Source organism: Streptomyces sp. NPDC001668 (genome assembly GCF_042893155.1).
Classification (GTDB): Bacteria; Actinomycetota; Actinomycetes; order Streptomycetales; family Streptomycetaceae; genus Streptomyces.
Genome location: NZ_JBIAUQ010000008.1, coordinates 341,459 through 362,991, shown reverse-complemented (window position 1 = coordinate 362,991; position 21,533 = coordinate 341,459). Strand labels below are relative to the sequence as shown.

The window sequence follows — 21,533 nt, the reverse complement described above, 5'->3', positions numbered from 1 at the left end:
TCCTCTTCCCTACGACGTGATGGACGGCGTCAGACGCGTTCGACGAGGGTCGCCACGCCCATGCCGCCGGCGACGCACAGGGTGACCACGGCCCGCCGGGCGCCACGGCGTTCCAGCTCGTCCAGGGCGGTGCCCACGAGCATGGCGCCGGTCGCGCCGAGGGGGTGTCCCAGGGCGATGGCGCCGCCGTTGACGTTGAGCTTCTCCATGGGCACGCCCAGGTCCCCCGCGTACTTCAGGACCGCGGAGGCGAAGGCCTCGTTCATCTCGAACAGGTCGATGTCATCGACTGTCAGTCCGGCACGGGCGAGCAGCCTGCGGGTGGCCGGGATCGGGCCGGTCAGCATGATCGTGGGATCCGCCCCGGAGGTCGCGGCGCCCGTGATCCGGGCCCGGGGGGTGAGCCCGAGGTCGCCTCCCGCCTGCGCGGAGCCGAGAAGCAGCAGGGCAGCTCCGTCCACGACGCCGGAGGAGTTGCCGGCCGTGTGCCGGTGGTCGACGGCCTCGACGTGGTGGTACTTCTGCAGGGCGACCGCGTCGAACCCGCCCGCCTCGCCGGCCTTGGCGAATACGGGCGGCAGCAGGCTCAGGCTCTCCGCGGTGGTCTCGGGCCGCAGGTGTTCGTCGCGGTCGAGGACGACCAGGCCGTTTTGGTCGGTCACCGGGATCACGGAGCCCGTGAACCGGCCCTCCTGCCAGGCCCGTGCCGCTCGCTCGTGCGAGCCCGCCGCGTACCGGTCGAGATCCGCGCGGGTGAAGCCCTCCATGGTGGCGAGGAGGTCGGCGGCGACGCCCTGCGGCACGAAGCCCAGGTCGTAGGCGGTGGCCGGGTCGGCCGCGAGGGCTCCGCCGTCCGAGCCCATCGGTACCCGCGACATGGACTCCACGCCGCCCGCGAGGAACAGGTCGTCCCATCCGGAGCGGATCTTCTGCGCCGCGGTGTTGACCGCCTCCAGACCGGAGCCGCAGAAGCGGTTCAGCTGGACGCCGGTCACGGTGTCCGGCAGTCCGGCCACGAGGGCGGCGGTGCGCGCGATGTCGGCGCCCTGGTCCCCCACCGGCGTGACCACGCCGAGGACGAGGTCGCTGAGACGGTCGAGGTCCAGGCTCGCGTTGCGCTTGCGCAGGGCGTCGATCAGCCCGACGACCAGGGAGACCGGTTTGGTGCCGTGCAGGGCGCCGGTCTCCTTGCCGCGGCCTCGCGGCGTGCGGATCGCATCGTAGACAAAGGCTTCGGTGGTCACAGGCGGCGGCCCTTCCCGGCAGGGGATTTGAATCTTGGATAGATTAGAAAACATGGGTGCAGGTGACCGAAGGCGGCTTCCGGCCCGTACGAAGTGCGCGGTTCAGACCAGTCCGGATGCCCGACCCGCCCAGTACTCGTCCTTCAGCAGGCGCTTCAGGAGCTTGCCGTTGGGGTGCCGGGGCAGTTCCGCCCGGAAGTCCACCGAGCGCGGGCACTTCACGTGCCCCGCGTGGTCCCGGCAATAGGCGATGAGCCGTGCGGCCACGGCCTCGTCGGAGTCGGGGCCCGGCACCCGTGTGACGACGGCCTTGACCTGCTCGCCGAACTCCTCGTCCGGCACGCCGATCACCGCGACGTCCTCGACGTCGGGGTGGCTCGCCAGCAGGCTCTCGATCTCCTGCGGGTAGATGTTCACCCCGCCGCTGATGATCATGTTGCTGAGCCGGTCGGTGAGATGGAGGTAGCCGTCCTCGTCCAGCCTGCCGATGTCGCCCATGGTGGCCAGACCGCCGGGCAGCTGTGCCGACCTGGTCTTCTCCGGGTCCTTGTAGTACTCGAACGGCGGCCCGCCGGAGAAGTAGACGACACCCTCCTGGCCGGGGCCGAGTTCCTCTCCATCCGCGCCGACGATGTGCACCCTGCCGACCACCGCCCGGCCGACGGTGCCCGGATGCTCCAGCCACTCGGGGGTGGTGCACACGGTCATGCCGTGCCCTTCGGAACCCCCGTAGTACTCGACGACAATCGGCCCCCACCAGTCGATCATGGCCTGCTTCACCTGCGGCGGGCACGGCGCCGCCGCGTGGATGGCGAAGCGGTGGGAGGAGGGGTCGTACCCGCGCCGTACCTCCTCGGGCAGCCGGAGCAGGCGGGTGAACATGGTGGGCACCCACTGGCTGTGCGTGACGTGGTGCTTCGCGATCGCCTCCAGGGCCAGGGCGGCGTCGGCGCGGGTCCATCTGGCCGGCGCCGCGTGGTAGAGCGGGGCCGGGGAAAGGTACACGGTGTCCTCGTCGACCTGGAACATGGCCAGGGCCGGTGCGGGGATCGGGGGCGTGGTGCCGAGGGGGGCGCCGACCGAGGTCGGCCTGATGCCCTTGGGCCTGCCCGTCGTACCGGAGGAGTACAGCATCTCGGAGCCCTCGACCGCGCCGGGGAGCGGTTCGGCGGGCCGGCCGCTCATGAGGACGGACAGTTCCTCGGCTCCGTCGTACGGCGTCGCGTCGAGGGTGAGGACGGCGACGCCGGGGACGGCCGCCCGTACCGCGTCGAGGTAAACCCCCGCGGTCGTCGCGGAGAGGACCACGGCGCCGGCCTCGCAGTCCCGGACGATGTGCGCCACCTCGTCCGGGGTGAGGTGGGTGCTGATCAGTGTGTAGTAGAGGCCCGCGTAGTGCGCACCCCACACCACCTCGAGATAGTCGACACGGTTCTCCGCGCAGATCGCCACGTGGTCGCCCGGGGCGAGTCCGAGGCTCCCGAACACGCGCGCGATCCTGTTGGCGGCGTCGTCGAGCTCGCCGTAGGTGAGGACCTCGCCGGTGTCCGCCATGACGACCGCCGGTTTGGTCTCCTTGTCCCCACGGTGCGCTCCGGGGTACCACATGGGTGAGTCTGGCGCTGGGTTGGGCATGGCGTCCTCACTGGGGTGTCGGTCCGGCTGCGGGTCAGAGGATCCGGCGCATCATGCTCAGCGCCTTCTCGGTGTACGGCGGGTACATCACGCGGGGGTCGGGTCTGAAGGTCTTGGCCAGTACGGCCTTGCGGTGGCTGAGCCGCTGGAAGCCCCACTCCCCGTGGTAGGCGCCGATACCGCTGGCGCCGACCCCGCCGAACGGCAGGGAGGGGACGAGGCAGTGCATCGCGGCGTGGTTGACGACGGCGCCGCCGGCGGGGATCTCGTCGACGAGCCGGGTGCGTGCCGCCCTGCCTCTGCTGAAGACGTACAGGGCCAGCGGCTTCGGGCGGCGGGTGACGAAGCGTATGGCCTCGTCGGGCGAGTCGACGGTCAGCACGGGCAGGACGGGTCCGAAGATCTCCTCGGTCATGAGGGGTTCGTCGGGGGCCGGGTCCACGACGACCGTGGGCTCGACGGTCAGCGCGGCGCGGTCGGTGCCACCCCCGGTCACGACCGCGCCTTCGGTGGCGTCGAGGTAACCGGCGATCCGGTCGAACTGACGCTCGTTGACGATGCGCATCCCGCCGACCTGGTCGGCGCGGAAGGCCTTCATGGACGCTACGACGCGGTCGACCAGAGCATCCCGGACCGTACGCTCCACGAGCACGTAATCCGGTGCGATGCAGGTCTGTCCCGAGTTCATCAGCTTGACCCACGCGATGCGCCGCGCGGCGACGTCGAGGTCGGCGTCGGCCAGGACGATCGCCGGGCTCTTGCCGCCGAGTTCGAGGGTCACCGGGGTCAGCGTCGGAGCCGCTCCGGCCATGATCTTCTTGCCGATCTCGGTGCCGCCGGTGAACAGCACATGGTCGAAGCCCAGGGCGAGCAGGTCCTGGGTCACCACGGCGTCGCCCTCGACCACCTTGACCGCCTCCGGGTCCAGGTACCGCGGAACCAGCCGCGCCAGCAGCGCGGAGGTGGCCGGGGCCAGTTCGGACGGCTTGAGCACGGCGCAGTTGCCCGCGGCGACCGCCGCGACCAGCGGGCCCAGGCTGAGGTACACCGGGTAGTTCCAGGGCCCGATGACCAGCACGATCCCGAGCGGCTCGTACTGCACCCAGCCCGACGCCGGCTGCTGGCTCAGCGGCACGCGCTGCCTCTTCCGCTTCATCCACGAGCGCAGACGCCGGCGTGCGTAGAGCGCCTCTCCCCGGGTGGAGGTGATGTCGCCCAGCCAGGACTCCGCGGCGCCGCGCCCGAGGTCCATGGCCAGGGCTTCGGCGATCTCCGTCTCGCACTCCTCCACGAGCCGTGCGATGCCGTCGAGCTGCCGCTTGCGCCACTCCAGGCTCCGGGTGCGGCCGTCGGCGTGGACCGACCGCAGGGTCGCCATCAGTGCGTCGAGTCCGGCCGCCTCCTGGGCGGCCCGGGTGCTCGGTGAGGTGGTCATGTCCGTCCGCCCCTCAGACCTGGGGCGCCGGGACGTTGCCGGAGAGGACCGAGGCGGTGATGCCGCCGTCGACGGTCAGTGGGTGACCGTTGATCCAGCGGGCCTGGTCCGTCAGCAGGAACAGCGCGGCGCCGGCGATGTCGTCCGGTGTGGCGTGCCGGCCGAGCAGCGCCTTCACACCGTCGAGCTGGTCCTTGCCCATCGACTGCTCGAAGTCGGCCAGGATGGGTGTCTCGACCGGCCCCGGCAGTACGGCGTTGATCCGCAGGCCCATCTCTCCGAGGGCGAGCGCCATCGCCATCGTGTAGACGGTCGTCGCCTCCTTGGAGAAGTTGTAGGCGTTGCCCTGCTGGGGATGGTCGGCGAACCATCGCGCGCCTTCTTCGAAGGTGTCGGTGGCCAGCAGCTCCCTGATGGCCCCGAGTCGCTCCTGCCAGCCGAAGCCGGCGGTCGACGACACGATCACGACACAGCCGCCCGGCGTCAGCCGCTCCAACAGCGACTCCGTCAGGTGCCGTACGGCCAGGAAGTTCACGGCGAACACGGTGTCGCCCGGAGCCGTGCCGGGGATGCCGGCGATGTTGAGCAGCCCGTCGAAGGTGCCGTCGAGCCGGCCGACCGCCTCGTCGATGGAGGCGGGGCCGGAGAGGTCGACCTCGATGTGGGCATGGACCTTCGCCGTGGGCTGGTTACGGTCGAGGCTGTACACCTCCGCGCCGGCGGCGACCAGCTTCTCCGCGACCTCGTGACCGATGCCGGAGGCGGCTCCGGTGACGAGGTAACGCTTTCCCGCGAACTGTGACATCTGACTGCCTCTCAACGCGCTCAGAGGGTTGGTAGCTGCTCGGCAAGGAGTGCGCACAACGGCGAATTAGCTCGATCGTGTGAGGATCGACTTCTAGGCTTGCGGCGCCCTGGGCCGTTTGGGTTAGCGCGGTTGTGCGACCTGGGACACCGGGTACGGCGTCAGCGTGCGGGGCCCCTGCTCCACCGGAGTGATGGTTCAGGGCCTCCCCGTCGCCTCTGGCCGTACCCACTGGCCAGGTCGCACAGGGAACTGGCCTCCCGGGCCAGGACCACGCACAGGATGCGTGTCGCCACCCGGGGTCGAGTACGCCGGGGACCAGCTCGCCCAAGACCGTTCGGGGCGCGCGGCTGAGCGGACTCACTCCCGCTCAGTCCACAGGAACGGTGTACGGCATGCTCTTGACGGCACGCACGAAATTGCCGGCGAGGTACACGGGTTCGCCCACCCGAAGGGTCGGAGCGCGGTACAGCAGCTGGTCGAAGATCTCGGTGAGCTGCATCTTCGCGAGGAAGTTGCCCATGCAGTAGTGCGGACCGCCACCGCCGAAGGCCAGGTGGTTGTTGGTCGGCCTCAGGATGTCGAGGAGGTGCGGGTCCTTGAAGACGCGCTCGTCCCGGTTCCCGGACACGTACATCATCAGGACCCAGTCGCCCTCCCTGATCTCCTGCCCGCCCAGCACGGTGTCGCGGGTGGCGGTACGGCGGAAGGTCTGGACGGGGGTGACGTACCGGACGAACTCCTCGACGGCCGGGGCGATCCGGCCCCCGAAGTCCTCAAGGAGCAGTGCCTTCTGGTCGGGGAAGTCCTGGAGGGCGCGGGCGGTCACGCTGATCGTGTTGCGGGTGGTGTCGTTGCCGGCCACGGACAGCAGCACGAAGAAGGCGGCGATCTCGTCGTCGGTCAGCCGCCGGCCGTCCACCTCGGCCTGGACCAGGCTGGTCCACAGGTCGTCCTTCGGCTCCGCCCGGCGGCGTTCGGCATGTTCCAGGCCGATCTGCAACAGGGTGACCAGTGCCTCGTTGAGCACCTCGCCCGGTTCGCGCCCCGCGGCGACGTCCTCGTCCGCCCAGGAGACCATGCCGTCGGCGTGGTGGGCGGCCAGTTCGCGCTGGTCCTCGGGGAGGCCCATCATCTCGTAGATGGTCCACATGGGGAGCCGCTTGGAGACCTGGCTGACGAAGTCGCCCTCCCGCGTGGCCAGGAGGTCGTCGACGATCGTCGTGGCCTGGTGCCTGATCTGGTCGTGGATCCTCGCGACCTGCTTGGGCGTGAACGCCGAGCTCACCAGGCGCCGGAGCTGGAAGTGGCGTGGAGCGTCCATGGCGAGGAACGACGACGCCGCCTCAATGATGTCCTCGGGGACCTCCTCGACCATCACTCCGCGTGCCGAGCTGTAGATCTCGGGGTTCTTGCTGACCTCGGCGATGTGTTCGTGCCGGGTGACGGCCCACACGCCGTCGTTCTCCGGGGGCATCAGGGCGCCTTCGAGGGGCGGGTGCCAGCTGACCGGGCGCTCGTCGCGGAGCGTGCGGAACGCCTTCTCCCGGTCCTCCCAGGTGCCGGCCCAGAAGGACAACGGGGAGATGCTGACGGGGTCGTACGCCCGTGACGCGGTTTCGGTGGACTGGATGGCCATCTTTCCTCCGTGGGTGGGGTGGCGGGCCCGGGCGGGCTCAGAGGACGAGGTCGTCCCGGCCGTCGCCGCGCAGGCTGTCGACATAGAGGGGGAAGAGCTTCTTGCCGAGCGGCGCCAGCTTGAGCAGGCTCGCCACGTTGCCCTCGACCTTGATCCTGCTCTTGGCCATCGCCAGCGGGAGGTTGACCTTTCCCTGCCAGTAGGCGTTGCCGACGTCGGCCGCCATTCTCATGACGGCCTGCGGGGGCGCACCGCCGATGCCGTCCCCGACGGTGCCCGCCGTCGTGTCCACTTCCACGACCGTGTCCGGCTCGGTGAAGACGAACTGCAGCACCATTGCGGTGTCCCGGAGCTTGGGCCCGATCTCCGCGTCGGCGAACGCCGCCTCGAAGATGCCGCCGATGTACTTCCTGACCTCGTCCGCGTCCCTGAATCCCACGGTTCCTCCTGACGTCCGCGAGGAAGATCGCCCGAATCCGACGAGCGATTCAAATATAGATTTGATTAAATTCCGCACCCGAACGGGTCCGCCGGGCAGCACCTCACGTGCCGCAGCCTCGAAGGGGGGCGCGTTTCGGGAACGTAACATAAGTCTTCTTATGGCGACTAGAGCCCGGCACCGAACTCATGCCCTCGGGGCGCCTACCATGACTTCCCACACCCCCGACCAGGAGTCCGCGCATGCCCGCACGCAAGGATGCCGCCCGCTACTTCGACTGCGCGTTCACCATCCTCGCCGAGCAGGGCTACGGCGGACTCAAACTCGCCCCCCTGTGCGAACGGATGGGCGTGACGACAGGCGCCTTCTACCACCATTTCGCGAACTGGGGCGCCTTCACGGACGCACTGCTGGAGCACTGGCACCGGGAGCGCACGCGGCAGCTCGTCGAACTGGCCGGACTCGAATCGGACCCTCTGGACCGGCTCCAGGTCCTCCTCGACGCGGCCATGGAGCTCCCGCACGGCGCCGAAGCCGCGATCCGGGTGTGGAGCACGATCGACCCCGCGGTCCACCGGATCCAGGAGAGCGTCGACCTGGAGCGGCACAGCTTCGTCCGGACGGCGTTCGCCGCTCTGGTCGACACAGAAGAGGCCGACCGACTCGCCACGCTCGGCATGTACCTTCTGATCGGGTTCGAGCAGGCCGAGTCACTCCGCGACCCGGAAGCGCTCTCGTGGGCGCTGCACGAGCTCAAGAGGACGGCAACCAAAGGAGCGGCACGGCGCTCCGCGCCACGATGACCGTCCCGTCACACCCGCCACTGGCGCGCCACTCCCCGGCCGGCCGGCTGGAGAGTCCTTCTCACCCACCTGCGAATTTTAATATACGGTAGATAAAATCCTTCGCCGTCAGCTTGCAGGAGCACACCTTGGCGCCCCCACTGCTCGAACAACCCGACGACTGGACCGAACCCGGTGCCCACCCCGTGGTGGACCACGTGTACCGCATCCCTCTGACCCTGCCGGTGGACGGGCTGGCGGCGGTCAACGTCTACCTGATCGAGGACGACGACGGCCTGGTGCTGATCGACTCGGGCTGGGCCGGGCCCGACACCGAGAAGGCACTGATCGAGGCGGTGCAGAGCCTCGGACACCGCCTGGAGGACATCGGCCAGATCATCGTCACCCACGCCCACTGGGACCACTACACCCAGGCCCTGGCGTTGCGTGAGTCGATCGGCAGCCGGGTCCGGGTCGGCTGGGAAGAGCGTCACACCATCGAGGGCTTCGATCTGGAGGACGGGGTGTGGCCCCGCCAGGTCGAGCTGCTGCGCGAGTGCGGCGCCCCCGAGCTGGCGGCCCTCATCGCCGCCGTACCGGTCGAACAGAGCGACCGGGACATGCCGTTCGGGCCTCCGGACGAGTGGCTGAGGGACGGCGAGCGGATCGATCTCGCACACCGCCGCCTGGACATACGGGCCACGCCCGGCCACACGCGGGGGCATGTCGTGGTCGGGGACCCGACCGACGGCCTGCTGTTCTCCGGTGACCACGTGCTGACGCACATCACTCCGTCGCTGGGCTTCGAACGCTCGCCCGAGCGCTACCCGCTACGGTCCTATCTCGCCTCCCTGCGCTTGACCCGACAGCTGCCGGACGCGCTGCTCCTGCCCGCCCACGGCCCCGTGACCAGGAGCGTCCACACCCGGGTGGACCAGCTGATCGCGCATCACGAGGAGCGGCTGGACGAGGTCCTCCGGCAGGTCGCGGCCGGCGCGGACACGGCTTACGCGGTGGCCCGCGCCCTGCCGTGGACCCGTCGCCGGAGCGGGCTCGACGAACTCCCGCCGGTGCACCGGATGACCGCGGTGCTGGAGATCGACGCCCACCTGGATGTCCTGGCCCAGCTGGGAGCGGTCAGCCCGCAACGCGTCGACGGAGTACGGCGGTTCACGTCGGCCGCGTGACGGTGCTCCTCACGCGAGCACGACCGCAAAGCGCCAGTCCAGGACGGAGCGGGCGGGCTCGTCGCCGCCGACCGCGCGGACCCGCGAGCGCAGGTACGCCAGCCCGCCGTGTTCGCCCAGCGACCGCAGGCGCTCCACGGCCACCGTGCTGTACAGGGTGTCGCCCTCATGGACGGGGCCCAGGTGGTCGCAGCCCTGCCAGCCCGCAACGGTGACGATGGACGGCAGGGCTCGGGCGGCCTGCGCGAGAGCCACGCCGATCGTGTGGCCGCCGTAGACGAGCCGCCGCCCGCCCGCGGCATGCTGGTCGTGGTGCACCATGGCCACGTTGAGCGTGAGCCGGGCCAATTCGGGAGCGCCCGACACCACGTCCCCACCGCCGACCTCCCAGACCATTCCCTCGGCCAGATCGGCGAACCGGGGCCCGGCCACGCGCCGCGCGAACCGGTCGAGTCGCCATCCCCGCACCACCGCGGCGAGCGCGGCGTGGTCGGGTTCCGCGCCCACGGCGTCGAGGTCGGCCGCGTGGCGGGTACCGGCGTCCGGGTCCCGCAGGGGCAGCATGGCGCACCGCCAGAAATCCAGTACCGGGCGATCGTGCTGGTCGGTGGTGGTGATCCGCAGGGCGGCCAGACCAGTGGGACGGCGCCCGGGACGGTCCTTGTTGCGACGCAGGGCGACGACTTCGGTGGAGGTGCGCAGCGTGTCGCCGATGAGCGGCGTGCGGCGCAGGACCAGGCCGCGGTAGAAGAGGTTGGCTTTCACATGATGGGTGGCCGGCGTGGACTGCCCGATCGCCATGTCCCAGACCAGGGCGGGGTGGGCGAGGGGAGCCTGGTCCGTCACGGCGCGGCTCAGTTCCTCGTCCAGCGGGAGCGCGAGCCGGTCCCCCACGATCGACTGGTGGGTGGCGGCGTGACCGGAGGTCAGGGTCACCCCTGGCGCCCCGCCGAACACCTGCCCCACGGCCAGTTCGTCGAAGTAGGGCCCCTCGGCCGTACGTGCCGTCCCCTTCGGGATCGCCGCACTCACTCCCGTGCCCCTCTCTTCGCCGGCCGTCGACGACCCGCCTTCAGGAACCGCGCTCACGCTGTTGCCCTTCCCACCCGGCCGAGTGTCCGGCGTGCGGCGACCGCCACGGCCTCGTCGATCATCTGTCCGTCCAGGACGACGGCTCCCTCGGCGCGCGCGTGCCCCCGTTCCAGGGCGGCCAGCACCGTCCGGGCCCTCGCCACCTCCTCGGCCGACGGTGTGAACGCCTCGTTGACCTGCGCGATCTGGCGTGGATGGATGACCCATTTGCCGTCGAAACCGAGTCGCGCGGCACGGCGCACCTGTCCGGCGAACTCCTCGTCGGCGGCCACCCCGAGATACGGACCGTCCACGGCGGCGAGGCCTGCCCCGCGAGCCGCCGTCAGGATCTCGTCCTGTGTGCGCAGCCAGGTCTCCGCCGGCGCGTCGGCGGCCCGCCCGAGCGACGCGGCCAGGTCGGCGTAGCCGATGATCAGGGTGGTCAGCCGGGGCGTCGCGGTCACGATCTCGCGCAGGTTGGCCAGTCCCGCCGCCGTCTCGATCAGCGCCTGTACGGGGACCGGATCGACACGGCCGACGGCTGCCTCCGCGCCCGCCAGCAGCCGGTCCACGAAGGCGAGGTCCCCGGCCGACTCGACCTTGGGCAGCACCAGGGACACCCGCGCGCCCTGCTGAGCACACGCGACGACGTCCTCGTGACACCACGGCGTCCGGGGCGCGTTCACCCGGACCGCGATCCGAGGACCGGCCTCCGGCGCACGGGCCAGCCAGGCGGTGACGCGTTCCCGTGCGTCCGCCTTGGCCGTGGCCGCGACCGCGTCCTCGAGGTCGAGCACGATCTCGTCCGCTTCTGACGCGAGGGCCTTCGCCATCTTGTGCTCGTCCGAGCCGGGTACCGTCAGACGTGCCCTGAGCGCACCCGCCGAAATGTTCGCGGTCACCTCATCCCCTCTCATTATCTAATCTAAATTAGACTATAATCGATCGACGCGAGTCCGGTAGCCGAGTGAGGAGACCTGTATGCCCACCCTGTCCGAGGAGGAACAGGACGTCGTCGATGTCGTCCGGGAGTTCGTCGACCGGGATGTACGGCCCGTGGTGCGGGAGCTGGAGCACGCCAACGAGTATCCCGAGAAGCTGATCGAGCAGATGAAGGGGCTCGGGATCTACGGCCTGGCCGTCCCGGAGTCCTACGGCGGGGCGCCGGTGTCCACGTCCTGCTATGTCGGCGTGACCGAGCAGCTGGCCCGCGGCTGGATGAGCCTGGCCGGGGCGATGGGCGGCCACACGGTCGTCGCCAAGCTCCTCCTCGCCTTCGGCACCGAGGAGCAGAAGAACCGTTACCTGCCGAAGATGGCGACGGGGGAAGTGCGGGCCACGATGGCGCTCACCGAGCCGGGCGGCGGCTCCGATCTCCAGGCGATGGGCACCGTCGCCCGTCGGCGGCCCGGCGGCGACTACGTCGTCTCCGGCGCCAAGACCTGGATCAGCAACGCCCGCCGCTCCGGACTCATCGCGCTGCTGTGCAAGACGGACCCCGACGCCTCGCCCCGCCACAAGGGCATCAGCATCCTGCTCGTCGAGCACGGCCCCGGCCTCACCGTCTCCCGCGACCTGCCCAAGCTGGGCTACAAGGGCGTCGAGAGCTGCGAACTCTCCTTCGACGGCTACCGGGCACCGGGCGACGCGCTCCTGGGCGGCGTCGAAGGACATGGGTTCGCACAGATGATGAAGGGCCTGGAGACGGGCCGTATCCAGGTCGCCGCGCGGGCACTCGGCGTCGGCCAGGCGGCCCTGGACGACGCCCTGCGCTACGCCCGGGAGCGCGAGAGCTTCGGCAAGCCGATCTGGCGGCACCAGGCGGTCGGCCACCGTCTCGCCGACATGGCCACGAAGCTCGTCGCGGCACGACAGCTGGTGCTGTACGCCGCGGAACGCCACGACTCCGGGGACCGGTGCGACATGGAGGCGGGCATGGCCAAGCTGTTCGCCTCCGAGACCGCCATGGAGATCGCGCTCGACGCGGTCCGGATCCACGGGGGGTACGGCTACTCCACCGAGTACGACGTCGAGCGCTACTTCCGCGACGCCCCCCTGATGATCGTCGGCGAGGGCACCAACGAGATCCAGCGCAACGTCATCGCCGCCCAGCTGGTCGACAGGGGCGGACTGACGTGAACCGGCCACCGCAGTCCACGACCGACCGGAGGACCACGTGAAACTCTCGATGCTGCTGTCCCGGTACACCGGCGATCCGGTGGCCACCGCCGGCCTGGTGCGCGACCTGGAGTCCGCGGGCCTGGACCTGGTGTGGGTCCCCGAGGCCTACGGTTTCGACGCCATGACGCTCGTCGGCTATCTCGCCGCGACGACCGAAAGGATCCGGATCGGCACCGGCATCGTCAACGTCTTCAGTCGCACCCCCGCCCTCCTGGCCATGAGCGCCGCCGCCGCGGACAGCCTCTCCCGGGGCCGTTTCGCCCTCGGTCTCGGCGCTTCCGGGCCGCAGGTCGTCGAGGGCTTCCACGGAGTGCCGTTCGACCGGCCGATGCGGCGGATCACCGAGACGATCGAGATCTGCCGGAAGATCTGGCGGCGCCAGGAACCCCTCACCCACGACGGCCGGGTCTACCAACTGCCCCTGCCCGCCGACCGCGGGACCGGGCTCGGCAAACCGCTGCGGCTGATCAACCATCCGTACCGCGCCGAGATCCCCGTCTACTGGGCCTCCCTGATGGAGCGTTCGGTGACCGCGACGGCCGAACTGGCGGACGGCTGGCTTCCGTTGTTCTTCATGCCGGACAAGGCGGCGGAGGTCTTCGGGCCCGCGCTCGCCGCGGGAACCGCACGCCGCTCCCCCGAACTGGCGCCGCTCGACATCGTCGCCGGCGGCCCGGTCGCCGTCGGGGAGCACCTCCCGGTCGACGACCTGCTCGACCTGGAACGGCCGACGGCCGCCCGGTACATCGGCGGTATGGGTTCCCGCGACAAGAACTTCTACAACGACCTGGCCCGCCGATACGGCTTCGAGGCCGAGGCCGAGCTCATCCAGGACCTCTATCTGGACGGCAAGAAGAAGGAGGCCGAGGCCGCGGTCCCCCGGGAGTGGCTGGCCCGGACCACGCTGATCGGTCCGCCGGGTCTGGTGGCGGAACGGATCCACGCGTACCGGGAGGCCGGCGTGACGACCCTGAACCTGGACCCGGTGGGACCGGACCCGGCCGGCACGGTGGAGGCCGTCCGGCGGCTGGTCGACGACCTATAGTTGACCCGTGCCTAGAAAATCCGCGGGTAAGCCGCCGGCCGATCCGTCCGACTCCAAGTCGGCGCGCACACGCGAACGCATCCTGGACGCGGCGGCCCACGTCCTCAGCCGCAAGGGCTACGCCGGAACACGGCTGAGTGACGTGGCGGAGCAGGCGGAGATCCAGGCTCCCGCCATCTACTACTACTTCTCCTCCCGGGAAGTACTGATCGAAGAGGTCATGTGGGTCGGTGTGGCCCGTCTGCGGGAGCATGTGGCGGAGGCGCTCGAAGCGCTCCCGCCGGACACCACCCCCATGGACCGCATCGACACCGCCGTGGAGGAACACCTGCGCTATCAGCTGGCCATCTCCGACTTCGCCACCGCCGCGATCCGCAACGCGGGCCAGGTCCCCGAGGACATCCGGACCCGGCAGCTCGCCGAGGAGCGCAAGTACGGAGACATCTGGCGCACGCTCCTTCACGACGCCCAGAAGGCGGGTGAACTCCGCGCCGACCTCGAACCCCGGGCCGCCCGCATGCTGGTCCTGGGCGCCCTGAACTGGGCGAACGAGTGGTGGAATCCCCGCCAGGGCTCGCTGGACGTCGTGGTACGCACCGCGAAATCCCTGGTGCGGCACGGCCTGGAAGTGCCTACCGCGCAGGAACAGGGCGGCGCGCGGCCGTCACGGGGTTCCCGGGGCGGGCGGACGGCCACGTCGGCGGGCCGAACGGCCTGAGAGGCGCGTGCAGGGGCCCCAGGGACTTCCCCGCTTCAGAGCGTAATCTAATGTAAATTAGAGAATTACCGTGACGAAGGCTCAGGCCTGCACGGCGGCGCCCGACGACAGCAAGCCCTCGGCGTCCTCGACCTCCCACGACTCGAGGACGTCGGCGGTGTGCCGGCCCGGCACCGGCGGGGGCGAGCCGAGAGCGGTGGGCGTCGCCGAGAAGCGGGGAGCGGGCGCCGGCTGGAGGACGCCGTCGCGTTCCACCAGGGTGCCGCGGGCCCTGATGTGCGGGTGGTCGGACGCCTCGCGCAGGCTCAGCACCGGCGCCACGCACGCGTCCGACGCGGAGAACGCCTCGGCCCATTCGTCCTGGGTACGGCTCGCGAACGCCGCCGCGAGGCGCTCGCGCAGCCGAGGCCAACCGGCGCGGTCGTGCTGGGCGGCGGGGTCCTCGTCGAGTCCGAGAACGGCGAGCAGTTCCGCGTAGAACTTCGGTTCCAGGGCGCCGACCGCCATGTGACGGCCGTCGGAGGTCTCGTACACCGCGTAGAACGGCGCTCCGCCGTCCAGGAGGTTCACGCCGCGCTCGTCCTGCCACGTTCCGGTCGCCAGCATCATGTGGGTGCCGGCGAGCAGATGGGCCGTGCCGTCCACGATGGCGGCGTCCACGACCTGCCCCCGGCCGGTGCGCTCGGCCTCACGCAGGGCGGCCAGGACTCCGATGACGAGGTACGTCCCGCCGCCACCGAAGTCGCCGACGAGATTGAGCGGGATCTGCGGCGGGCCGCCGGCGCTGCCGACGGCGTGCAGGGCGCCCGTCAGGGCGATGTATCCGATGTCGTGCCCGGCCAGTCGGGCCAGCGGCCCGTCCTGGCCCCAGCCGGTCATACGGCCGTAGACCAGGCGCGGGTTCCTGGCGAGGCAGTCGTCGGGGCCGAGGCCCAGCCGCTCTGCGACTCCCGGGCGGTAACCCTCGATGAGGACGTCGGCCCGGGCCGCCATGTCCAGTACGGCCCGCACGGCGTCCGGTCGCTTCAGGTCGAGCAGGACCGACTTCTTCCCGCGGTTGAGGACGTCCACGTGCTCGAAGCCCGGGAACAGCCCGCTGCCACCGGGGCGGTCGACCCGGACCACCTCGGCGCCCAGGTCCGCCAGGGTCATGCCCGCGAACGGGCCCGGGCCGATGCCCGCGAGTTCCAGCACCCTGCATCCCGAGAGCGGGCCGTCTGCCATCTTCTTCCCTCTCATACGTCGGCGGTCTGCCGGGACTGGCTCCGCGACCGGGCGAACGCGAGCCCTTCCTCCCACGAGGCGCCCCGGGCGACGAGTCGCCGGTATTTCATGATCTCGGTGGGCCTGTTGACGGCCAGGGCCCCCACCAGCCGGTCACCCGCGCGGTACAGGGCGACGCCCTGGTGGTCGCGCTCGATGTCGCCGTCGGTTACGGCGATCTCCTCCGCGTCGGGGACGCCGACGAACTGGATACGGGTGTCGTACTGGTCGGACCAGAAGTACGGCACTGTCGCGTAGGTCTTCGCCGCCCCGGGGTTCAGGGCGTTGCGGGCGGCGAGGGCCCCCTGTTCGGCCGCGCTGGTCCAGTGCTCCAGGCGCATGGGCCGGTCGAAGAGGGGGTTGTGCCAGCGGGCGACGTCACCCGCCGCATACACGCTTTCGGCCCCGGTGCAGAGCGTCTCGTCGCAGACCACGCCGTCGTCCAGGGTCAGGCCGGAACCCACCAGCCAGTCGGTGGCGGGTACCGCGCCGGCGCCGACGACGACCAGGTCGGCGTCGAGCACGCTCCCGTCGGAGAGCCGGACCCTTTCGACCCGGCCCTCCCCCTCCAGCGCGGTGACGCTCAGCCCGCACCGCAGATCGGTGCCGTGGCGCCGGTGCAGGGAGGCGAGAGCGCCTCCCATGGCCTGGCCGACAGCACGTACCAGCGGCGTCGCCTGGGCCTCGACCACGACGACGTCCAGCCCGCGTTTCCTGGCGGCGGCAGCGGTCTCGGCGCCGATGAAACCGGCGCCGATCACCACGGTCCGCGCCCCGGCGTCGAGGGCCCGTCGGACAGCGGCCGCGTCGTCCAGGGTGCGCAGCGTGTGAACACCTGCCAGGCCCTCGGTGCCGGGCAGCCGGCGGGCCATCGCGCCGGTGGCGATGACCAGGGCGTCGTAGCCGATGGGCCGTTCGCCGACGACGACCGTGCGGGCCGCGGTGTCCAGGCACGTGGCGGGGGCGCCGAGCAGGAGTTCCGCGCCGAGGTCGGTGCGGAGCACCTCCTCGGTGCGGAAGGTCGGCGGTGCTTCGTCCGCACCGTTCGCGTCGAGGAACTGCTTGGAGAGCGGGGGCCGGTCGTACGGGAGGTGCGGCTCGGCCCCGACGAGGGTGATCCGCCCCTCGAAGCCGCCTTTGCGTGCGGCCTCGACGGCCCGGAGCCCGGCCAGGGACGCGCCGACGACGACCAGTCGGCGGGTCCCCATCAGGGCTCCAGCCGGAGGGCCTCGGTCGGGCAGCCCGCGATGGCTTCCTCGACGTCGGAAAGAGTCCCCGGGGGGACGGTCTGCGTCTTCAGCACGAGTTCGCCCTCGTCGTTCACTTCGAACACGTCGGGTGCCAGGGACTCGCAGATACCCAGACCCGTGCACCTGGAACGGTCAACGATGATCTTCATCAGTGCTCCCTCGGGGCTCCGGTCGGCTCGGCCGCGACGCCGACCGGGTGGTGTCGCAGGATCTGTTCGACGACGAGCTTCGCGGTCTCCGCGCAGGCCGTGGTGCCGCCGTTGGCGTACTCCTTGACCGCGTCGCCGACGTTCCAGAGGTTGGGGACGGGAGTGGTGTTCGGAAGGTCGAAGCCCGCCACGGCACGTTGCGGGGGCCAGCCGTCGCGGGTGACGACGGTGGACAGGATCCGGGCGCGGTCGAAACCTGCGATCTGGTCGCGGAGATCGGCCATGAGCAGCTCGGTCTCGGCCGCTTCGTCGAAGTCGCCGACAGCCGGCTGCGGGACGGCCGTGCCCACGTAGAGGTGCCAGCCCTCCGGCGCCATCTCCGGGCAGGTCGCGGTGAAGTTGGCGACGTAGCACATGCGGCGGGTGCTGGCGAAGCTGAGCAGGCCCGGGGCCTCGACCAGGCGCTCCCGGCTGGCGAAGTTGACCGAGATCATCGCGCAGGGCCGGTCGCCGCGCCGTACCGAGGTCAGGTACTCCTCGGAGAAGTGCTCCTCCCCGGCGAGTGCCACGGTGGCGCTCGGCCCCACGTCGCTGACCGCGAACCGGCAGGCGACCTCGGTGTCCTGACCGTCGCGGGCGACGACGGCGCCGGTGACCCGGCCGGCGTCCAGAGTCAGCCTGCGCACCTCGCTGTCCAGCCAGACCTCACCGCCGCCGGCGGTGACCACGTCGGCGAGCGCGCGCCAGATCCCGATGGTGCCGTCGGGGCAGAACCCGAACTTCTTGAAGGCGCTCTTGCGGGTGAAGTAGGTGAGGAAGACGCGGGCGGGCAGCTCCTCGGAACTCACCGCGAAGACCGATCCGCACATGTTGCGGAAGACACCGTGCACGGATTCGTTCTTGGTGTACCGGCGGATCCAGTCGGCGGTGGACAGTTGGGCGTCGGGCAGGCCGCTGTCCTCGCGGGCGGCACCGAGGCCGCCGAGGAGCTTGGCGCCCTGGCGGGTGAGCCTGGACAGCAGCATGCCCCAGCCGCCGCCGGTCACGTCGATGTCCTTGCTGCCGATGCGGTACAGGATGGGCGGGTTGGCCCGGCGGACGTCGAACTTGGCGCCGACCTCCTGGAAGGTCTGCTCGGTGATGCCGCCCACCTCGATGACGATGGCCCCGTTGTTGACCTTGAAGCCGTCGATGTCGTGGGTGGAGGCGCGCCCGCCCACACGGTCGAGGCGTTCCACCACGAGGGTGCGGTAACCGTGGTGGGTGAGGCGGGCGGCGGTGAACAGGCCGCCCGCGCCGGCGCCGATGACGAGGGCGTCGAAGGATTTCACGAAGGCTGTCTCCTTTCCGGGCTCGGGTTTCCGGGCTCAGGCCAGCGGATTGGTGCCGACGGCGGCGCCGTCCATGTCGGTGATGTCGGACCAGCGGTCGGCAACGTCCCGCAGGCTCGGGGTGCCGGCGAAGGTCACCCCCTTGGAGGCGAAGTACGCGACCCGCTGGACCCGCCCGCCGCCGGCGATCAGCACCGTGCCGGTGTCGGTGCATTCGTCGGTCAGCAGATGGGCGACGACGGGTGCCACGAACTCGGCCGGCAGCCGCTCCAGGAGCTCGGCGGGGGCGGCGTCCTCACTCATCCGGGTCCTGGCCAGCGGTGCGACCGCGTTGGCGAGGATGTTGTACTTGCGCCCCTCGACGGCGAGCGTGTTGACCAGGCCGACCAGGCCGAGCTTGGCGGCGCCGTAGTTGGCCTGTCCGAAGTTGCCGTACAGCCCGGAGGTGGAGGTGGCCATGACCACCCGGCCGTGTCCCTGCTCGCGGAAGTGCGGCCAGGCGGCGCGGGTGACGTGGTACCCGCCGAAGAGGTGCACGCGCTGCACGGCCTCCCACTGGTCCACCGTCATCTTCGCGAAGGAGGCGTCCCGCAGGATGCCCGCGTTGTTGACCACGCCGTGCACGGCCCCGTACTCCCGCAGGGCGGTGCCGATCACGCCGGTGGCGCCCTCCTCGGTGGCCACGCTGTCGTAGCTGGCGACCGCCTGGCCGCCCGCGGCCCGGATCTCGGCGACGACGGCGTCGGCCATCGCGTTGCCCGATCCGGTGCCGTCCCGCGCGCCACCGAGGTCGTTGACCACGACTCGGGCGCCGTGCCGGGCCAGCAGCAGCGCGTACTCGCGCCCCAGCCCGCCGCCCGCGCCGGTCACCACGACGACCCGGTCCTGTACTCCTGCCATGTGGGTACTCCTCGTTGCTCGGAGTTGCTCGGATAGAGGGATCAGTACGAGTTCGGCAGGCCGAGGCTGTGCTGGGCCACGAAGTTGAGCACCATCTCCCGGCTGACCGGGGCGGTGCGCAGCATGCGGGCGACGAACCACAGGTCGGCCAGGCCGTACTCGCGGGACAGGCCGTTGCCGCCATGGGTCTGGATCGCCTGGTCGAGGGCCTTGAGAGAGGCTTCGGCGGCGGTGAACTTCGCGATGTTGGCCGCTGCCGCGGCGTCCTGTCCGGCGTCGAACAGTTCCGCACTGCGGGCTGTGGCGAGCCGGGCGAGCTCGACCCCGATGTGCGCTTCGGCGAGAGGGTGGGAGATGCCCTGGTGAGCTCCGATCGGAGCGGACCACACCGTGCGTTCGCGGGCGTAGTCGCGGGCCTTGCCCACCGCGTAGCGGCCGATGCCGTTGCTGAGCGCCGAGGCGGTGATGCGCTCGGGGTTGAGGCCGGCGAAGACCTGGCGCAGGCCCTTGCCGCGCTCCCCGATCAGGGCGTCGCCGGTCACCCGGACGTCGTCGAAGAACAGGGTGAACTGCTTGTCGGGGCAGACCAGTTCGGTCTCGATGGGCTGGAACTGCAGGCCGGGTGAGTCGACGGGAACAACGAACAGGGACAGCGGGCCGCGTCCGGACGCCGAGGGGACGAGATCGCCGTCCCGGGTGACGACGAGCACGGCGTCCGCCTCGTTCAGGGCGGATATGAAGTACTTGGAGCCCGAGATGCGCCAGCCGTCGCCGTCGGAGCGCGCGGTGGTGGTGATGGCGTGGCTGTTGGAGCCGGCGTCCGGCTCGGTGATGGCGAACGCCATCCTCCGGCGGCCCGTGGCGATGTCCGGCAGCCAGGCCCGTTTCATCTCCGGCGAGGCGTGGGCAGCGAGGATCGAGCCGCAGATGGCGGGCGAGATGACGCTGCTGAGGAGCGGCATGCCATGGGCCGACAACTCCTCGAGGACCACGACGAGTTCGGCGAGACCCGCGCCCCCGCCCCCGTACTCCTCGGGAAGGTGGACGCCCAGCAGCCCGGCCTCCCCCAGTTCGCTCCACAGCTCCTCCACGCCCGCGCCCGTCCGGGCACGTTCGCTGTAGTACGCGTGCCCGTAGCGGGCGGCGATCTTTGCGGTGCTCTCCCGGATCAGCCGATGCTCGTCGCTGTCCGTGATCAGTGCTGTCATCGCTACCGTCCCTGGAACGTGGGCTTGCGCTTGTCGATGAAGGCGGCGACGGCCGCCGAGACGTCCGATGTCCGGGCGGTGCGGGCGACCGCGTCCCCCTCGGCCGCCAACTGCTCGGCCAGCGTGGCCGACCAGGTTTCGCGCAGCAGCCGGCGGATCTCGCCATGGGCGCGGGTGGGACCGTCGGCCAGTCGCCGGGCGACCGCGAGGGCCTCGTCGGCCAGTTCGCCGGCCGGCAGCACGCGTGTCGCCAGGCCCCATTCGACGGCTTCATGAGCGTCGAGCACCCGTTGTTCGAAGTAGAACTCGGCTGCCCGGCGGGGTCCCACGAGCCTTGGCAGGAACCAGGAGTTACCACCGTCACCGGACAGCCCGAGCGCCGTGAACCCGGAGGCGAACTTGGTGCCCTCGGCGGCCAGCACGATGTCGGCGCAGTACAGCAGCCCCAGCCCGCCGCCCGCGACCGCGCCGTGCGCGGCGCACACGATCGGCGCGTCGAGCGTGCTGAGCAGACGAAGCGCCTCGTGGTACGGCGAGATCATCCTGCGCAACGTGCCGGGCAGCCCGGCGTCGGCGTTGTCCGCGAAGTAGGCGATGTCGCCGCCCACGGTGAAGGCGGGACCGTCGCCCGTGATCAGTACCGCCCGCACGTCCGGATCTGCGGCCAGGCGCTGGGCGACCTCGTACAGGTCGTCGGCCATGGCCTGGTCGAGGGCGTTGCGGGCGTGCGGGCGGTCGAGCCGGAGCTCGGCGAGTCCGTCGGTGACGCGGAAATCCACGGTCGACAGGGCCCGGCCGGTCCCCAGGGCCTCGGACCAGCGCGCGCTGTCCGTCAGTTGGACGAGGCCGATGATCCGCTCACCCTCGAAGCTCAGGAGGTGGCAGAACTCCGCGTCGAGCTTGCCGCCGCCTTGTCTCGCCTCGCCCACGTACCGGCCGGTGACCAGCAGGTCTCCGTCTTCGAGGTGGCGGAAACCGGCGGGTTCCGCCCGGGCGTCGTAGCTTCTGGCGATCCGGCCCCAGAACCCGCGGCGCATGGCGTCGGACCCGGTGTACGTCCCGCCCAGGCCCAGCGGGAGTCCCTCGGTGGTCCGGCCCTCGAACGCGGGATGCAGGATCCGGTCGAGCCGCTCGCGGTCTCCGTGGGCCAATGCCCGGTAGAGCTCGGCCGCCACCGCCTCTTTCCCATCGTGTCGCACGCTCACAGCCTCCAGTTTTGAATCTAATATAAATAAGATTCCGACTCCGGGT

The 21,533-nt window shown here is 70.8% G+C and carries 20 protein-coding genes; 5 read left to right on the top strand and 15 right to left on the bottom strand.

Features of this window, described 5'->3' with window-relative positions; genetic code table 11:
* Positions 1–29 precede the first annotated feature (29 nt).
* The 6 genes from ACFYZ8_RS25835 to ACFYZ8_RS25810 form a co-directional block, all read right to left on the bottom strand.
* A complete protein-coding gene (locus tag ACFYZ8_RS25835) occupies positions 30–1,244 on the bottom strand; it encodes an acetyl-CoA C-acetyltransferase (RefSeq protein WP_388535826.1) in 1,215 nt (404 codons plus the stop codon).
* 102 nt (positions 1,245–1,346) lie between these two features.
* The gene (locus ACFYZ8_RS25830) at positions 1,347–2,852 is read right to left on the bottom strand and encodes an acyl-CoA synthetase (protein WP_389050107.1); all 1,506 of its coding nucleotides are present in this window, start codon (positions 2,850–2,852) and stop codon (positions 1,347–1,349) included.
* Positions 2,853–2,913: 61 nt separating this feature from the next.
* Positions 2,914–4,314, bottom strand: a complete 1,401-nt coding sequence (locus ACFYZ8_RS25825; RefSeq protein ID WP_388535832.1) for an aldehyde dehydrogenase family protein — start codon at positions 4,312–4,314, stop codon at positions 2,914–2,916.
* 13 nt (positions 4,315–4,327) lie between these two features.
* Positions 4,328–5,119 carry a coniferyl-alcohol dehydrogenase gene (locus tag ACFYZ8_RS25820; protein ID WP_388535835.1) on the bottom strand — a complete coding sequence of 264 codons (792 nt, stop codon included), beginning with the start codon at positions 5,117–5,119 and terminating at the stop codon, positions 4,328–4,330.
* A gap of 370 nt (positions 5,120–5,489) precedes the next feature.
* Complete coding sequence (locus ACFYZ8_RS25815; RefSeq protein WP_388535837.1) at positions 5,490–6,758, bottom strand: cytochrome P450; 1,269 nt, start codon at positions 6,756–6,758, stop codon at positions 5,490–5,492.
* A gap of 37 nt (positions 6,759–6,795) precedes the next feature.
* Positions 6,796–7,197 (bottom strand): SCP2 sterol-binding domain-containing protein, encoded by a 402-nt coding sequence (locus tag ACFYZ8_RS25810; protein WP_388535840.1) that lies wholly within the window; start codon positions 7,195–7,197, stop codon positions 6,796–6,798.
* Positions 7,198–7,439: 242 nt separating this feature from the next.
* Here ACFYZ8_RS25810 and ACFYZ8_RS25805 point away from each other — a divergent pair, with 242 nt between their 5' ends.
* Both ACFYZ8_RS25805 and ACFYZ8_RS25800 read left to right on the top strand, forming a co-directional pair.
* Positions 7,440–8,000 (top strand): TetR/AcrR family transcriptional regulator, encoded by a 561-nt coding sequence (locus tag ACFYZ8_RS25805; RefSeq protein ID WP_388535842.1) that lies wholly within the window; start codon positions 7,440–7,442, stop codon positions 7,998–8,000.
* A 128-nt stretch (positions 8,001–8,128) separates the two neighbouring features.
* On the top strand, positions 8,129–9,166 hold the full coding sequence (locus tag ACFYZ8_RS25800) for an MBL fold metallo-hydrolase (protein WP_388535845.1): 1,038 nt from the start codon (positions 8,129–8,131) through the stop codon (positions 9,164–9,166).
* A gap of 9 nt (positions 9,167–9,175) precedes the next feature.
* Here the strand turns inward: ACFYZ8_RS25800 and ACFYZ8_RS25795 are convergent, their stop codons facing one another.
* Positions 9,176–10,198 (bottom strand): MaoC family dehydratase, encoded by a 1,023-nt coding sequence (locus ACFYZ8_RS25795; protein WP_388535848.1) that lies wholly within the window; start codon positions 10,196–10,198, stop codon positions 9,176–9,178.
* Positions 10,199–10,251: 53 nt separating this feature from the next.
* Positions 10,252–11,139, bottom strand: a complete 888-nt coding sequence (locus ACFYZ8_RS25790) for an HpcH/HpaI aldolase/citrate lyase family protein (protein WP_388535851.1) — start codon at positions 11,137–11,139, stop codon at positions 10,252–10,254.
* A 79-nt stretch (positions 11,140–11,218) separates the two neighbouring features.
* On the opposite strand from ACFYZ8_RS25790, the gene ACFYZ8_RS25785 reads away from it, so the two are divergent.
* Genes ACFYZ8_RS25785 through ACFYZ8_RS25775 form a run of 3 tightly spaced genes read left to right on the top strand, consistent with a single transcriptional unit; the run spans position 11,219 to position 14,181 of the window.
* Positions 11,219–12,376, top strand: a complete 1,158-nt coding sequence (locus tag ACFYZ8_RS25785; protein ID WP_388535854.1) for an acyl-CoA dehydrogenase family protein — start codon at positions 11,219–11,221, stop codon at positions 12,374–12,376.
* A gap of 37 nt (positions 12,377–12,413) precedes the next feature.
* The gene (locus ACFYZ8_RS25780) at positions 12,414–13,463 is read left to right on the top strand and encodes an LLM class F420-dependent oxidoreductase (RefSeq protein WP_388535855.1); all 1,050 of its coding nucleotides are present in this window, start codon (positions 12,414–12,416) and stop codon (positions 13,461–13,463) included.
* Positions 13,464–13,470: 7 nt separating this feature from the next.
* A complete protein-coding gene (locus ACFYZ8_RS25775; RefSeq protein WP_359035500.1) occupies positions 13,471–14,181 on the top strand; it encodes a TetR/AcrR family transcriptional regulator in 711 nt (236 codons plus the stop codon).
* Positions 14,182–14,262: 81 nt separating this feature from the next.
* Here the strand turns inward: ACFYZ8_RS25775 and ACFYZ8_RS25770 are convergent, their stop codons facing one another.
* From ACFYZ8_RS25770 to ACFYZ8_RS25740, 7 genes are read right to left on the bottom strand one after another with little or no spacing between them, the layout of a single operon-like run.
* Positions 14,263–15,405 carry a CaiB/BaiF CoA transferase family protein gene (locus ACFYZ8_RS25770; RefSeq protein ID WP_388535858.1) on the bottom strand — a complete coding sequence of 381 codons (1,143 nt, stop codon included), beginning with the start codon at positions 15,403–15,405 and terminating at the stop codon, positions 14,263–14,265.
* 11 nt (positions 15,406–15,416) lie between these two features.
* Positions 15,417–16,652: an NAD(P)/FAD-dependent oxidoreductase gene (locus ACFYZ8_RS25765; protein WP_388535861.1), complete on the bottom strand. Its 1,236-nt coding sequence runs from the start codon at positions 16,650–16,652 to the stop codon at positions 15,417–15,419.
* Positions 16,652–16,843: a ferredoxin gene (locus ACFYZ8_RS25760; protein WP_388535863.1), complete on the bottom strand. Its 192-nt coding sequence runs from the start codon at positions 16,841–16,843 to the stop codon at positions 16,652–16,654. Before ACFYZ8_RS25760 ends, ACFYZ8_RS25765 begins: the two co-directional genes overlap by 1 nt.
* Positions 16,843–18,174, bottom strand: a complete 1,332-nt coding sequence (locus ACFYZ8_RS25755; RefSeq protein WP_388535866.1) for a phytoene desaturase family protein — start codon at positions 18,172–18,174, stop codon at positions 16,843–16,845. The genes ACFYZ8_RS25760 and ACFYZ8_RS25755 overlap by 1 nt, the downstream gene beginning before the upstream one ends.
* 36 nt (positions 18,175–18,210) lie before the next feature.
* On the bottom strand, positions 18,211–19,074 hold the full coding sequence (locus tag ACFYZ8_RS25750; protein ID WP_388535869.1) for an SDR family NAD(P)-dependent oxidoreductase: 864 nt from the start codon (positions 19,072–19,074) through the stop codon (positions 18,211–18,213).
* 41 nt (positions 19,075–19,115) lie between these two features.
* The gene (locus ACFYZ8_RS25745) at positions 19,116–20,282 is read right to left on the bottom strand and encodes an acyl-CoA dehydrogenase family protein (protein WP_388535871.1); all 1,167 of its coding nucleotides are present in this window, start codon (positions 20,280–20,282) and stop codon (positions 19,116–19,118) included.
* A 2-nt stretch (positions 20,283–20,284) separates the two neighbouring features.
* A complete protein-coding gene (locus ACFYZ8_RS25740) occupies positions 20,285–21,481 on the bottom strand; it encodes an enoyl-CoA hydratase-related protein (protein ID WP_388535874.1) in 1,197 nt (398 codons plus the stop codon).
* Positions 21,482–21,533: the final 52 nt, after the last annotated feature.